General features: G+C 73.5%; 13 protein-coding genes. 5 read left to right on the top strand and 8 right to left on the bottom strand.

Annotated features, from left to right (window positions below):
- Positions 1-29: 29 nt before the first annotated feature.
- A complete protein-coding gene (locus tag P8A18_RS23130; protein ID WP_306057241.1) occupies positions 30-1,610 on the top strand; it encodes an alpha/beta hydrolase in 1,581 nt (526 codons plus the stop codon).
- Between the two features lie 65 nt (positions 1,611-1,675).
- Here the strand turns inward: P8A18_RS23130 and moeZ are convergent, their stop codons facing one another.
- From moeZ to P8A18_RS23095, 7 genes are all read right to left on the bottom strand, one after another.
- Positions 1,676-2,854, bottom strand: coding sequence for an adenylyltransferase/sulfurtransferase MoeZ (moeZ, locus tag P8A18_RS23125; protein ID WP_018549867.1), 1,179 nt, complete (start codon positions 2,852-2,854; stop codon positions 1,676-1,678).
- Between the two features lie 85 nt (positions 2,855-2,939).
- Positions 2,940-3,761: a spherulation-specific family 4 protein gene (locus P8A18_RS23120; RefSeq protein ID WP_306057239.1), complete on the bottom strand. Its 822-nt coding sequence runs from the start codon at positions 3,759-3,761 to the stop codon at positions 2,940-2,942.
- Positions 3,749-4,714, bottom strand: coding sequence for an NAD-dependent epimerase/dehydratase family protein (locus P8A18_RS23115; protein WP_018549865.1), 966 nt, complete (start codon positions 4,712-4,714; stop codon positions 3,749-3,751). Before P8A18_RS23115 ends, P8A18_RS23120 begins: the two co-directional genes overlap by 13 nt.
- A 193-nt stretch (positions 4,715-4,907) precedes the next feature.
- Positions 4,908-6,395, bottom strand: coding sequence for a hypothetical protein (locus P8A18_RS23110; protein WP_306057237.1), 1,488 nt, complete (start codon positions 6,393-6,395; stop codon positions 4,908-4,910).
- 70 nt (positions 6,396-6,465) lie between these two features.
- Entirely contained in the window at positions 6,466-8,253 is a 1,788-nt protein-coding gene (locus P8A18_RS23105) for a glycosyltransferase (protein ID WP_306057235.1), read from the bottom strand.
- A 243-nt stretch (positions 8,254-8,496) separates the two neighbouring features.
- On the bottom strand, positions 8,497-9,876 hold the full coding sequence (locus P8A18_RS23100) for a DUF3152 domain-containing protein (RefSeq protein ID WP_306057233.1): 1,380 nt from the start codon (positions 9,874-9,876) through the stop codon (positions 8,497-8,499).
- A complete protein-coding gene (locus tag P8A18_RS23095) occupies positions 9,861-10,826 on the bottom strand; it encodes an alpha/beta fold hydrolase (protein WP_306057232.1) in 966 nt (321 codons plus the stop codon). The genes P8A18_RS23100 and P8A18_RS23095 overlap by 16 nt, the downstream gene beginning before the upstream one ends.
- Positions 10,827-10,936: 110 nt before the next feature.
- Between P8A18_RS23095 and P8A18_RS23090 the strand changes: the two genes are divergently transcribed.
- The 4 genes from P8A18_RS23090 (at position 10,937) to P8A18_RS23075 (ending at position 12,784) form a co-directional block, all read left to right on the top strand.
- Positions 10,937-11,152, top strand: a complete 216-nt coding sequence (locus P8A18_RS23090; RefSeq protein ID WP_018549860.1) for an Rv3202a family protein — start codon at positions 10,937-10,939, stop codon at positions 11,150-11,152.
- 168 nt (positions 11,153-11,320) lie between these two features.
- Entirely contained in the window at positions 11,321-11,962 is a 642-nt protein-coding gene (locus tag P8A18_RS23085; protein WP_018105511.1) for a TetR/AcrR family transcriptional regulator, read from the top strand.
- Between the two features lie 131 nt (positions 11,963-12,093).
- Positions 12,094-12,321 carry a DUF3107 domain-containing protein gene (locus P8A18_RS23080; RefSeq protein ID WP_306057228.1) on the top strand — a complete coding sequence of 76 codons (228 nt, stop codon included), beginning with the start codon at positions 12,094-12,096 and terminating at the stop codon, positions 12,319-12,321.
- A gap of 193 nt (positions 12,322-12,514) precedes the next feature.
- Complete coding sequence (locus P8A18_RS23075; protein ID WP_306057226.1) at positions 12,515-12,784, top strand: hypothetical protein; 270 nt, start codon at positions 12,515-12,517, stop codon at positions 12,782-12,784.
- A 34-nt stretch (positions 12,785-12,818) separates the two neighbouring features.
- Here the strand turns inward: P8A18_RS23075 and P8A18_RS23070 are convergent, their stop codons facing one another.
- Positions 12,819-13,553, bottom strand: coding sequence for a ferritin-like fold-containing protein (locus tag P8A18_RS23070; RefSeq protein WP_306057224.1), 735 nt, complete (start codon positions 13,551-13,553; stop codon positions 12,819-12,821).

Below are 13,553 nucleotides of genomic sequence, written 5' to 3'. Positions count from 1 at the left end.
GGCAGGGCTCTACGGGGAGGTACGCACACGTGGTCGCACACGCACGGGCCGGGGCACTCGCCGCCGCCGCACTGCTCCTGACGGGGGTGCTCGCGGGCTGCGAGGACGGTTCGGACGACAAGCCGGGCAAGGCGGCGGACGGTGGCACGGCCTCTTCGGCCGCCTCGCCGTCCGCCGCCCGTCCGTCCGCCGCGGACGGGCTGCCGGCCCTGCCCACGTCGCTCACCTCCCAGCACCTGGACTGGAAGCGCTGCGAGGCCCCCAAGGGCGGCAGCGCCCCGGGAGCGGAGTGGCGCTGCGCCGAGGTAAGGGTGCCGCTGGACTACGCGAAGCCCCGGGGCGACACGATCGGCATCGCCCTGGTCCGCAAGGAGGCCCGCGACAAGGGCCGGCGCCTGGGCTCCATGCTGTTCAACTTCGGCGGGCCCGGCGGCTCGGGCGTCTCGATACTGCCGCGCGCCGCCGCCTCGTACACCACCCTCAACACCCGCTACGACCTGGTGGGCTTCGACCCGCGCGGGGTCGCCGGGAGCGCCGGGGTGCGGTGCCGCGACGACAAGGAGCAGGAGGACGCCTACCGGGACGTCGACATGACCCCGGACACGGCGGCCGAGCAGGCCGAGTTCATGAAGGACGGCGCCGCCTTCGGAGCCGGCTGCGCACGCCTGTCGGGCAAGGTCCTCCCGTACGTCGGCACGACGAACGCCGCCCGCGACATGGACCTGGTCCGCGAGGTCCTCGGCGACCGGAAGCTGACCTACTTCGGCATGTCGTACGGCACCGAGCTGGGCGGCACCTACGCCCACCTCTTCCCGGCGAACGTGGGGCGTACGGTCTTCGACGCGGTGGTCGACCCGACCGCGGACACCACCGGGCACGCCCGCAACCAGGCGACCGGCTTCCAGCGGGCGCTGGAGAACTACTTCAAGGACCGCGGCCAGGACCCGAAGGCCGCGACGCGGCGCATCGCCGCCCTGCTGAAGCGGATCGACGCCGAACCGCTGCCCACCGGCACCGACCGCGAGCTCAACGAGTCGCTGGCGATCACCGGCATCGTGCTCCCCCTCTACTCCAAGAGCAGCTGGCCGACCCTCACCCGGGCCCTGGACGAGGCGGAGAACGGCAGCGGCGCCACGCTGCTGCGACTCGCCGACTCGTACAACGGCCGCGACGAGAACGGGCACTACGACACCGAGAGCCACTCCCAGCGGGCCATCTCCTGCGCGGACAGCAGGGCCAGGCCCACGGCGGCCGAGGCGAAGGCGCTGCTGCCCGAGTTCGAGAAGCTGTCTCCGGTCTTCGGTCCGTTCCTGGCCTGGGACACGGCCGGCTGGTGTTCCGGCTGGCCGGTGGAGGGCGAGCACGACACGCCCGAGGCGAGCGCCCCGGGAGCCGGTCCGATCCTGGTCGTGGGGACGACGGGCGACCCGGCGACACCGTACGAGGGTGCGCGCAGGATGGCGGACGAGCTGGGCAAGGGCGTCGGCGTCCTGCTCTCCAACAAGGGCGAGGGGCACGGCGCCTACGGCGGCAACAGCTGCGTCACCTCGGCCGTGGACGCGTACTTCCTGGACGGCAAGGTCCCGGCGGACGGCACCACCTGTTCGTAGTCCCCGGGCACGACGAAGGGGGCCGGCCCGCATGACGCGGACCGGCCCCCTTTCGAAGCGCCGTTCTAGTAGACCGGCTTCTCGGGCTCGATCTGGTTGACCCAGCCGATCACGCCGCCGCCCACGTGGACCGCGTCGGCGAAGCCCGCCGACTTGAGGACCGCGAGGACCTCCGCACTGCGGACACCCGTCTTGCAGTTCAGGACGATGCGCCGGTCCTGCGGGAGGTCCTGGAGGGCGTTGCCCATCAGGAACTCGTTCTTCGGGACCAGCCGGGAGCCCGGGATCGCGACGATCTCGTACTCGTTCGGCTCTCGGACGTCGATGATCTCGATCTTCTCGTCGGCGTCGATCCACTCCTTGAGCTGCTTCGGAGTGATCGTGGAACCGGCAGCCGCCTCCTGGGCCTCCTCGGACACGACGCCGCAGAAGGCCTCGTAGTCGATGAGCTCGGTGACGGTGGGGTTCTCGCCGCAGACCGCGCAGTCGGGGTCCTTGCGGACCTTGACCTGGCGGTACTGCATCTCCAGGGCGTCGTAGATCATCAGCCGGCCGACCAGCGGGTCGCCGATGCCGGCGAGCAGCTTGATGGCCTCGTTGACCTGGATGGAGCCGATGGAGGCGCAGAGCACGCCGAGGACGCCGCCCTCGGCGCAGGACGGAACCATGCCCGGCGGGGGCGGCTCCGGGTACAGGCAGCGGTAGCAGGGTCCGTGCTCGGACCAGAACACGGACGCCTGGCCGTCGAAGCGGTAGATCGAACCCCAGATGTAGGGCTTGTTCAGCAGGACCGCGGCGTCGTTGACGAGATAGCGGGTGGCGAAGTTGTCCGTGCCGTCCACGATCAGGTCGTACTGGGAGAAGATGTCCATCACGTTGTCGGCTTCGAGCCGCTCCTCGTGAAGGACCACGTTGACCAGGGGGTTGATTCCCTGCACGGTCTCCTTGGCCGACAGCGCCTTGGACTTGCCGATGTCACCCTGGCTGTGGATGACCTGGCGCTGCAGGTTCGACTCGTCGACCTCGTCGAACTCCACGATGCCGAGCGTGCCGACACCGGCGGCGGCCATGTACATCAGGGCCGGCGAGCCGAGGCCCCCGGCGCCGACACAGAGCACCTTCGCGTTCTTCAGCCGCTTCTGCCCGTCCATCCCGACATCCGGGATGATCAGGTGGCGGGAGTACCTGCGGACCTCGTCGACGGTGAGCTCAGCAGCTGGCTCGACCAGGGGTGGCAGCGACACAGGAACCTCAACAATGCAGGTGGTCGGTTTCTACGTACTTCGACTACGTACGGTTGTTCTTGCGGTAACACTGCCACGCCCCCTCTCATTCCGAGATACCGAGTCCGATCCGCGAGACAATTTCGTCCCAGTAACTGGGCAGTGCCGCGAATGGGTCGCTTTGTCCGCGCCCGCGTCCGGATTCCGACTGCCCGCCGCGGTCGGTGAAGAAGATCGTCCCGGCTCCCTGCCAGCGGGCGATGCGCATGGCCTCCTCCAGGTGGGTGCGCGGGACGCCGTGGACGAAGTGGGCGAACCGGCCGGGCGGATAAGCGGCGGTCCACTCCGCCACCTGCGACCAGCGGTAGTCGCTCCACGCGCCGCGGAAGGTGACGAGCTGGTCGGCGGCCTCCGCGTAGCCGGGGTACGGGTGGGTGTCGTGTCCGAGCACGAGGGGGCCGTCCGCGTCCGTGAGGAAGGCCCTGAGGGTCCCGGCGAGGCGGCGGACGGCCGGCAGATCGGCGCGGTCGACCGGACAGCGGTCGAGGTAGAAGCCGTCCACGCGGTACCACTCCAGGAACGACCGGGCGTCCGCGAGCAGTTCCGTGAAGGGCCGCCGGCCGTGCGCGAGGTCGAGCCGCCCGAGCAGCCGCCCGCCCGCCGCCCGCACGGTGTCGGGCGGCTCACCGCCGCGCGGCGCGCGGGCGTTGCGGAACCGGCCCGCCGCCTCCAGGCAGTGCGGGTCGGGCCGGCTGCCGGGGCCGTTGTCGACGTTGAGGACAGCCCAGTGCAGCGGCGTTCCGGGGCGCGTGAGCTCGGCCCACTCGGCCGTCGCGAGCAGCGGGTGCGCGTAGCCGGGGACGCCGAAGCCGAGCTGTTCGGCGCCGCTGCTCCGCCGGGCCGTGCCGGTGCTGGTCAGATACGGCACGCCGCCTCCATCCAGATGTCGGCGAGTGACTCCTCCAGGTTGATCCGGGGGCGCCAGCCGAGCCGGTCGCGGGCGGTGCGTACGTCCGCCTGCTGCCAGGCCCCGCAACCGTCCGGGTACGGGGACGGCGTGGCCGAGAGGTGCTCGATGACCGATTCGGTGGAGGTGCGGGGGGCGCCGATGGGCAGGCGCGCGGGGGGCGTGTCCAGCTCGTGGAGCGCGCCGGCGTATCCGGCGACCTTGGCGAGGACGGCCGCCGCGTCGCGGAGCCGGACGGCCCGGCCGGTGCCGATGTTGACGACGCCCTGCGCGGCGGAGAGCGAGGCGGCGTGCACGGCGCGCGCCACATCGCGTACGTCCACGAAGTCGCGCTGCACGCCGAGGCCGCTGAGCTTCAGCTCGCCGTCGCCGGACTGCATGGTGCGCCGCATGGCCTCGGCGAGCCGGCCCAGCGGGGAGCCCGCGGGGGTGCCGGGGCCGACCGGTGAGAAGACCCGCAGCACGACCGCGTCGAGGCCGGAGCCGAGGACGAGCTCGGTGGCGGCGAGCTTGCTGACGCCGTACGGGCCGCCGGGGCGCGGGATCGCGTCCTCGGCGGTGGAGGATCCTGGCTGCGAGGGACCGTACTCGGAGGCGCAGCCGACCTGGACGAGGCGGGCCGAGCAGCCGCTGCGCCGCATCGCCTCGCAGACGGTGGCGACGGCGACGGTGTTGTGCCGGGTGAGGTCGCGGGCGCCGCCCCGGGTGGCGCCCGCGCAGTTGACGACGACTCCGGGGTGGACGGCGTCCAGGAAGCGGGTGAGCGCTCCGGGACTGCCGCCGGCGAGGTCGAACCGTACGTCGGCGTCGTCGCCGCGCCCGAGGGCGGTGAGGTGGACGGCGGGGTCGGCGAGCAGCCGGTCGGCCACGAACCGGCCGATGAATCCGTTGGCTCCGAGCAGCAGCACCCTCATCGCGCACCGCCCAGGCCCGGTCCACCCGGGCGTCGCGAACCGGGCGCGAATGGGCGGACCCGGCCTGGGGGCCGACGGCGGGCTGCCGGTGCGGGGGATTGGGGGGTCATGTCCGGTGTCTCCTTGGGGCAGTTACGGGTGGAACGGGTGATGACGACCCGCGGCGTCGGCTCCGCGGGGGTTCTGGGGCGCCTCAGGCGGCGGTGTGGGCGGATGCCCTGGAGAGGGCGAGGGTGGCGGTGGTCAGCAGGCCGAGGGCGGCCGCGCCGCAGGCGAGCGCGGGCACGGCCCCGGTGCCCGCCGCCTCGATCAGGGCATCGACCGGGCGGGCGAGCGGGTCGAGTCCGGGCAGCCGTCCGGCCAGGATCAGGGCGGGGGCGGCGGCCTCGACGGCGCAGGCGGCGGCGAGGCCGGTGGCGGCCGCTTCCGGGAAGCCGTGGACGGTGAGCAGGCGGGCCAGCAGGAGCAGCACCCCGAGGGCGGCGGCAGCGGCCGGGGAGCCGCCGGTGCCGAGCCCGAGCCGGGCCAGGTACAGCAGCGCGGCCAGGACGCAGGCGAAGAGCGCGACGGCGCCGAAGAGCAGGGGGCGCACGCCGGCGGCGAACTCCTCCAGCGCGTGGCTGCCGTGGAGTCTGCGGTGGGCGTACAGGGAGAAGAGGTGGGCGCACCAGGCGGCGGGGGCCACCGCGAGGGCGAGCCCGAGCAGGGGCGCCGGGGTGAGCGTCCAGGGGCCTTCGGGGCCGCCGCTGAGGACCTGGTGGAGCAGGTCGTCGCCGTACAGGACGTAGCCGAGGAGCCAGCAGGCGCAGAGGGCTGCGGTGCCCGATGAGCCGGTGCGGGCGCTGAGGGGGCCGGTGCGCAGGGCGAGGGCCAGGCCGATGAGCGCGAGCAGCGTGCCGCCGGCGCCGATGGCGAGCCGGGCGTCGCCGCCGAGCACCCCGTCGGTGAGGCGAAGCGCGACGAAGGTGGCCAGGCAGGCGGCGCCCGGCAGCAGGGCGCGCAGCGACCAGGCGGCGCGCGTCTCGATGTCGCGCGCCGGAGCGGGGCCGGCGGCGGCGGACTCCCCCGCGACGGCCGGGACCCGGGCGAAGAGTTCCTCGGCGAGCGAGAACACGTCGCGGTGCCGGTAGCGGGCGGCGGTGCGGTCGGTGACGCCGTGGGCTTCGAGCCCGGCGGCGATCTCCAGCGGGTCGACGGCCCGCTCGCACAGCTCACGGTGCCGGTGCATGAGGGCCTTCACGGGGTCGGCGGTCCCGTGCGCCCCACCGGCCGCCTGGCGCGCGGCGGTCGCGGTGTCGCGGGCGGGGTGGGCGGTGCGCGGGTGGACGCGGGCCACCTCGGGGGCGCGCGCGGGATTACGCGCCGGGGTGTGCTCCGGGTTGCGCTCCGGCGCATCGGCGGCCGTCCGGGCGGGGGCGTGCGCGGGGTCGGGGGGCACGAGGTCGGCTGGGGCGGGGGCGGCGGGCCCGGGGTCGACAGGCGCGAGGTCGGCCGGCGCGAGGCCGGACGGCGCGGGGGCGGCCGGCGCGAGGCCGGACGGCGCGGGGGCGGCCGGCGCGAGGCCGGCGGGCCCGGGGGCGGCGGGCCCGGATCCGATCAGCTCGGGCCCGGCCGTTTCGCCCGCCGGCGTGGGGGCGAGGTCTTCCAGGGCTTCCGTGCGGGCGTCCGTCTGGGGGCCCATCGTCGTTCCTCCGTGCTGCTGTTCGTCCGGTCCCGGCCGGCTGGGGCGGGGCGGGCCGGCCGTCTCCTGGTCACGCATCGCTCGCCCCCGGCCCCGGCGCCGCGCCCGCCCAGCTGGGGGTGCGATCGCCGGGGTGCGGCTCCGGTTCCGGTTCCGGTCGGAGGCCCAGGACGTGGGCCTCCGGCGGGGTGGCGAAGGGGCGCGGCCCCTCACCGGGCTCCGGGCGCGGCGCGCTGCGTACCGGCGCCTGCGCGATCAGCTCCAGGTAGATGCCGCGGAATGCCGCGAGATTCTGTTCGACGGTGAAGAGTTCCAGGGCTCGGGCGCGAGCCGCCGCACCCAGGCGCGCACGGCGCTCCGGGTCGCGCAGCAGCGCCAGGCAGGCGTCCGCGAGCGCCCGGGGGTTGCGCGGCGGGACCACGAGCCCGGTGCCGCCGATGACCTCGACGACCGCGCCGACGTCCGTCGACACGGTGGCCCGGCCGCAGAACATCGCCTCGACCAGGCTGATCGGAAAGCCCTCGACCACGCTGGACAGCACCACGACGCCGCCCGCCGCATACGCCTGGGCGAGGCCGGGTACGCCGTCGTCCCCGATGTCCTCGAAGGAGACCGGATTCTCGCCCCCGGCGTGCGTACCGGCCGCCTCGTCGGGGAACAGCTCGGCGGCCACCGCCCGGCAGTGCGCGAGATAGGTGGCGCCCGCCGGGCCCGGGGCCGGCGCCCCGATGATCCGCAGCCGGGCGTCCGGCTCGGCCCGGCGCACCTCGGCGAAGGCATGCAGGAGGGCGATCAGGTCCTTGGCGGGCTCGATCCGGCCGACCCAGACGAGCGTGTCGGGGCCGCCGTCGTCCTCACGCTCACCGAGTGCCGCGAACCGGGCGGACTCCATGCCGGGGTACACCGTCCGCACCTTGGCGGGGTCGGCGCCGCAGCGCTCCTGCCAGCGGCGGGCGTGGGTGTTGCCGGGGGTGATGAGCGCGGCCTGCCGGTACACCTCGGTGGCGAGCCGCCCGTGGAAGTTCGCCAGGAGGGCGCGCACCGGCGCGCTCACGGGCGCGCCCCCCGACGAGAGGTAGTGCGCCCGCACCCGCACCGAGTACTCGGTGACCAGCAGGGGGACGCCGAAGAAGCGTTTGGCCAGCAGACCCGGCAGAGCGGCCGCACCACCGGACGCGGCATGGCAGAGGTCGACGGCTGCGAGGCCGTCCTCCTCGTACCAGTCCAGGGAGAGCGGGCGCAGCACCCGGTCCAGTTCAGCGGTGAAGGCGAGGAGGTCGGCGACGGTGGCGGTCTGCACGGTGCGCCCGGTGCCGGGGGCGCGGCAGGCGGCCTCCAGGATGCGCACGGCGGTCTCGGAGCGGAGCGCGGCGGGCAGTCCGCCGTGCTCCCAGGCCAGTTCGGCGAGCCCGTAGAGGCCCTGGGTGAACTGCTCGTCGGCGGCCCGGGGGCCGGCTCCGTCACCCGTACCGGCGGGCCGGGCCGTGTCCGCCCCGCCGGGCTCGCCGCCCGCCGTGCAGACCGAGGCCGCGAGGGAGGTGAGGTGGGTGGCGAAGCGCCGCCGTTCGCGCCGCGCGTAGGTCCGCGCGCCCCCTCCGGTCAGCAGGCGCGAGAACGGTCCCCTGGGTGCGTGCAGTCCGAGGGATTCCTCGTCGGCGGTCCACAGGGGGGCGGTACGCACCTGGCCGACCTGGGCGGGGAGCCTGACCCAGCCCCGCGCCTCCTGTTCGGCGGTACGGCTGAGCGCGAAGAGGTCGAACTCGTGCTGGGCGAGCCCGCGTACCAGGCGGTCGCACCAGAGCCTGGACTCACCGGTCGCGTACGGATAACCACCGTCGGTGAGCAGTCCGATCCGCACGAGTGCACCCCCGATCTCCCTTGTGTGCGGCCGCCGTTGGATCGGCGACTCGCGGCGGGACGACCGTAAGCGGATACGCCGGTGGTGCGACGGACGGTTGTCCGTCGCACCACCGAAAGGGGTGAACCGTCGTAACTTTCCCGCGCGAATAACGTTTAGTCGCGCTATGGAGGCGAAAGGTCACTCGCGGTCAGGCTCATGGCACCGCGGGCGCTACCCGCGCACCGGCCTCCTGACACCCATTCAGTCCTCGGGATACACCCAGGGGTTGGCCCGGCACTTGATGCCGTCGAGGTTCAGCGTCTTGGTCTGCTGCTGCATGACGGGCGCGAGGGCGCCCTCCGTACGGCAGCTCACATGGTTGTGGCCGAGCCGGTGGCCGACCTCGTGGTTGATCAGCATCTGCCGGTAGGAGAACAGCTTGTCCGGCCCGAAGGTGGCCGAACCCTGCGCCCAGCGGTAGGCGTTGATCATCACGCGCTCGGTGGCGGCCGAGTCGCAGGAGACGTTGTCCTCGGTGGTGTCCAGGCCCGACTTCCGGCACCACGTGGCGGTGGTGCCGGGACTTGCCAGCGTGATGACGAAATCCGGATCGCCCTTGGAGATCCGTTCGAAGGTCATATCGCCGTCGTGCGCCCAGCTCCGGTCGTCGTTGAGCGTCTTCTGCACGGCCTGCGCGAACAGTTCGGCGTCGAGCCCGAGCCCCTTCTCGACATCGATGCGGTAGCGGTGCTTCGTGCCCTTGCCCGGCGCCTTGGCCGAGCCGGGGACCGTCTCGAAGTCCCCCGGTCCCACGAGCGCCGGAGCCAGCGGATAAGGCTTGGCCATTTTCTGCTCATACGAAAGGGGCTTGACCGCCGCCGTTCCGGGGGACGGGGTGTTCCGGCTGTCCGACCGGGAGGCGTCGTCGCTCTCGCCCCGGTCCACGCCCGCGGCCCGCGCCGCTCCGTTGCCGCCGGTGCCGTCGTGGGCGACCTGGCCGGCCACGACGACCGCGAGCACGGTGGTGACCGCGGCGGCGGCGATGCCGGTGAACGTACGGCCCTTGCCGCCCTTGGCGTCCTTCGCGTCCCTGGTCCCGGCCGCCTCGTCGCGCCCGCGCTCCGGCGGGCGCTCGTCCCACTCGGTGACGGAGGCGAACGGGTCGGCGGGCGCCGCCGCCTGCCGACGCGGCGCGGGCGGTGCGGGCGGATTGTCGAAGGCCTCGACGAACTCGCGCCGCGGACCCGGTATCAGCGGCCGGGTGGAGGTCGCCTGCTGATGGTGCGTGGGGCCCTGCGGGTGGTGCGCGGGACGCGGGCCGCCCGGCCTGCCGCCGGGGGCGGGCGCCTGGAGACCGGGCCGCCCCTGGCCCCTGCCCTCGGTGCCTCGGCCCATGGGGCCCGCGCCCCAGCCGCCGCCGGGTTCACGCTGTTCGGGGTGACCGCCACGTACCTCGGGCGCGCCCGGGAACGGCCCCGGGCCGGCCTGCTCGGCCTGCCGTCTGCGCCGCCCGCTGCCGGCGACCGGCCGGGCGGCCTCGCGCCCCGCCTCGTTCGCCTCCGCCTGCCCGGTCTCGGGCACCCTGGGCGCAGGGCCCTTACGGCTGTGTCGTCCCACGCCCCGGATCAGCTCCCGCCGCATTCGTCGAGCAATTCCCGGAACGCCTGGGCGACCGCCTCCGGGTACTCCATCATCGCCACGTGCCCGGCGTCGGGCAGTGTCAGCAGGCGCGCGTCGCGGAAGGCCGCGGACGCCCTGCGGGCCATCCGGAACGAGACGAGCTGGTCCCGTCCGCCGTACACCAGCTGGGTCGGCGCGAGCACCCGCTCGGCCTGGCGCCACAGCCCGTGCTGTCCGCCCAGGGTGTACGCGTCGACGATGCCACGGGCGGTACGCGCCATGGCGTCCCAGAAGTACGGCAGTTCCAGTCGGCGCTCCATTTCGGCCACCGCGTCGCGGAAGCCCGTCTCGGAGACCCGTGCCGGATCGCCGTAACAGAGTGCCATGACTCCGCGGGTGCGCTCTTCCGCGCTCCAGTCCCGGGTCAGCCGGGAGAACAGGGAGGCGACGCCCGGGAGTGCGAGCAGCGCGGTCGGGGCGGCCGTGCGCTGGACCCGGATCTCGGGGAGCGCGGGCGAGACCAGGGTGAGGGTGCGCACCAGGTCGGGGCGGACGGCGGCGACCCGGGTGGCCACCGCGCCGCCCAGCGAGTTGCCGAACAGATGGACGGGGCCGTGCTCCTGGGCGTCCAGGAGACGAATCACCGCGCGGGCGTGACCGGTGACCGAGTAGTTGCCGTCGTCGGGCGGCGGGGAGTCGCCGAATCCGGGCAGGTCGACCGCCTCGCAGTCCACCACGTCCTCCAGGAGCGGCATCAGCGCCGTCCAGTTCTGCGAGGAGCCGCCGAGGCCGTGCACGAAGAGGGCGGGCGGCAGTCCGGGCCGCCGGGAGGGCCGCGAACGGAGGGTGAGCGTCAGTCCGGGCAGCTCGACGGAGCGCAGCCGCTCCCCCTCGGCGACCCTGACGGCGCTCACCGTGGGGGCCACCGCTGCGGCGGCGGCGCGGACTCCCGGCAGCTCGGTCGAAGACATGCGGGCAATGTTACGAGATGATCACACGACGATTCATGTGTTCGCCGTCACAGATCGCATAGCGGCTTCCGGGGGTACCCCATAGGCTCGAACCGAGGAAGGGAGTCACCATGACGGTCGACCCGAGGGACCCCGAGACCTTCGAGGACGTCCAGCCGGACGAGCCCGACCAGGAGACACCCGACGCGGACGCCGCCGAGCAGCGGACGGATCTGCGCCCCGAGAGCGACGAAGCCCTCACGGACCACGACCGCGACGAGGTCAGCGAGGCCGATGCGGCGGAACAGGCCCGCGTCGTCCCCCAGGATGAGGACGATTACCGCTGATACGTCCCCATCTGTGCCGAGGGCAGGGCAGTGCATGGCTTCCGCAGCCGTCCGGTCCGTGAAATTCTGCGTCCGCGCCGCGCATACCGGGGTTACCCAAAAGTACGATGTCGGTAGGGCACGGCGTGTACGGAACGGCTGTGTCTGACCACGAATTTGGGAGGCGGCGTGACAGCCATCGAGCAGACCGAGGCGGCGCGCCCGCGGGGCACTCGCCTGCCCCGCCGCGCCCGACGCAACCAGCTGCTGGGAGCCGCACAGGAGGTCTTCGTCGCGCAGGGCTACCACTCTGCGGCGATGGACGACATCGCGGAGCGGGCCGGGGTCAGCAAGCCGGTGCTCTACCAGCACTTCCCGGGCAAGCTGGAGCTGTATCTGGCCCTCCTCGACCAGCACTGCGAGTCACTGCTCCAGGCGGTGCGCACGGCGCTGGCGTCGACCACGGACAACAAGCTGCGCGTGGCCGCGACGATGGACGCGTACTTCGCGTACGTCGAGGACGAGGGCGGTGCCTTCCGGCTCGTCTTCGAGTCCGACCTGACCAACGAGCCCGCCGTCCGCGAGCGGGTGGACCGGGTCTCGCTCCAGTGCGCCGAGGCCATCTCCGACGTGATCGCGGGTGACACGGGCCTGTCCAAGGACGAGTCGATGCTGCTCGCGGTGGGTCTCGGCGGGGTGTCCCAGGTGGTCGCCCGCTACTGGCTCTCCAGCCGGTCGGCCATCCCGCGCGACACCGCGGTCCAGCTGCTGACCTCGCTGGCCTGGCGGGGCATCGCGGGCTTCCCGCTGCACGGCATCGATCAGCACTGACCGCCGGGCGGCGCCCGCTGTTCGCTGCGGGCGTGGCCCGTGGCGCCCGGACGAGTCCCCTCAGCGGGCTAATGTGTGCTGCGTACGGCGCGGTTCACCGCGCAGGGACTGACCGTCGGAGGGACATAGCCGTGGAGGTCAAGATCGGGGTGCAGCACACGCCCCGGGAGATCGTTCTGGAGAGCGGGCTTTCCGCCGAAGAGGTCGAGAGCACGGTCGCCGCGGCTCTCGCCGGCAAGGCGCAGCTGCTCAGCCTCACGGACGAGAAGGGCCGCAAGGTCCTCGTGCCGGCCGACCGGATCGCCTACGTGGAGATCGGCGAGCCCAGCGCACGACGGGTGGGGTTCGGCACGCTGTAACGGCGTACGGACGCGCAAGACGCGGAGAGCGGCCCGGCGGGAATCCCGCCGGGCCGCTCTCCGTATGCGCCCGTCCGCTTCCCTGTGCGGCGGCTGAGCGAAGCCTGTGCGTGAAAGGATTGTGACCGGGCGCTCACGGGTAGTACGACCAGGACCGATATACCCGGCCCGTCGTCCTGCGAGGTGATCGTCTGTGATCCTGGAAACGCTGAGCGCCGTCGTGCTCGGAGTGGCCCTCTCCTGGGCGGCCCTGCGCTCGCTGCCCGGCCGCCTCCCGGCCCGTCGCACCGTGTTCGCCGCCGGGGCGCTCGGGGCCCTGTTCGGCACGTCCCTGATGCGCTCGGTGCTCGGCTCCGGCCATCCGGCGGTCACGGTGGTGGGCGCCGTGCTGATCGCGGCGGTGACGGTCTCCCTGCTGATCCGGCCGCGCAGCCGACCGCTGGGCCGGTCGGCCGCGGCCTGACGCCGGGGCCTGTCCGGCCCCGACGGACGGGACGCTAGGCGGCCAGCCCCAGGGCGGCCATCCGCTTGGTGTGCGCCTCGGTGATCCGCGAGAACATCCGGCCGACCTCGGCCAGGTCGAAGCCGTCGGCGACGCCGCCCACCAGCATGGTCGACAGCGCGTCACGGTCCGCGACCACGCGTTGCGCCTGCGACAGCGCCTCACCCATCAGCCGCCGCGCCCACAGCGCGAGCCGGCCGCCGAGCCTCGGGTCCGCCTCGATCGCGGCGCGCACCTTCTCGACGGCGAAGTTGCCGTGGCCCGTGTCGTCGAGCACGGCGAGGACCAGGGAGCGGGTGTCGGAGTCGAGCCGGGCCGCGACCTCCCGGTAGAAGTCGCTGGCGATCGAGTCACCGACGTACGCCTTGACCAGGCCCTCCAGCCAGTCCGACGGCGCGGTCTGGCGGTGGAATTCGTCCAGAGCCCTGGCGAACGGTTCCATCGCGCCGGTCGGCTCCACCTCGATGGCCGTGAGCCGCTCCGTCAGCCGCTCGAAGTGGTGGAACTCGGCGGACGCCATCTTCGCCAGCTCCGCCTTGTCGGCCAGGGTCGGCGCGAGCTTGGCGTCCTCGGCGAGCCGCTCGAAGGCCGCCAGTTCCCCGTAGGCGAGTGCTCCCAGCAGGTCGACCACGGCGGCCCGGTACTGCGGCTCCGCGGAAGCGGTGGTCCAGTCCTGGTCGGCGATTCTGGTGGTCGCGGGGGCTTCAGTGGCGTTGTCAGGCGTCTCCAT

Source organism: Streptomyces sp. Mut1 (assembly GCF_030719295.1).
Classification (GTDB): Bacteria; Actinomycetota; Actinomycetes; order Streptomycetales; family Streptomycetaceae; genus Streptomyces; species Streptomyces castrisilvae.
This window is presented reverse-complemented; position numbering and strand designations above follow the sequence as displayed.

Coding starts and splice junctions, on each gene's coding strand:
- P8A18_RS23115 (WP_018549865.1), bottom strand. CDS start 4,714: ATGAGGGTGCTGCTGCTCGGAGCCAACGGATTCATCGGCCGGTTCGTG.
- P8A18_RS23110 (WP_306057237.1), bottom strand. CDS start 6,395: ATGGGCCCCCAGACGGACGCCCGCACGGAAGCCCTGGAAGACCTCGCC.
- P8A18_RS23100 (WP_306057233.1), bottom strand. CDS start 9,876: ATGCGGCGGGAGCTGATCCGGGGCGTGGGACGACACAGCCGTAAGGGC.
- P8A18_RS23095 (WP_306057232.1), bottom strand. CDS start 10,826: ATGTCTTCGACCGAGCTGCCGGGAGTCCGCGCCGCCGCCGCAGCGGTG.
- P8A18_RS23090 (WP_018549860.1), top strand. CDS start 10,937: ATGACGGTCGACCCGAGGGACCCCGAGACCTTCGAGGACGTCCAGCCG.
- P8A18_RS23070 (WP_306057224.1), bottom strand. CDS start 13,553: ATGGAGACGCCTGACAACGCCACTGAAGCCCCCGCGACCACCAGAATC.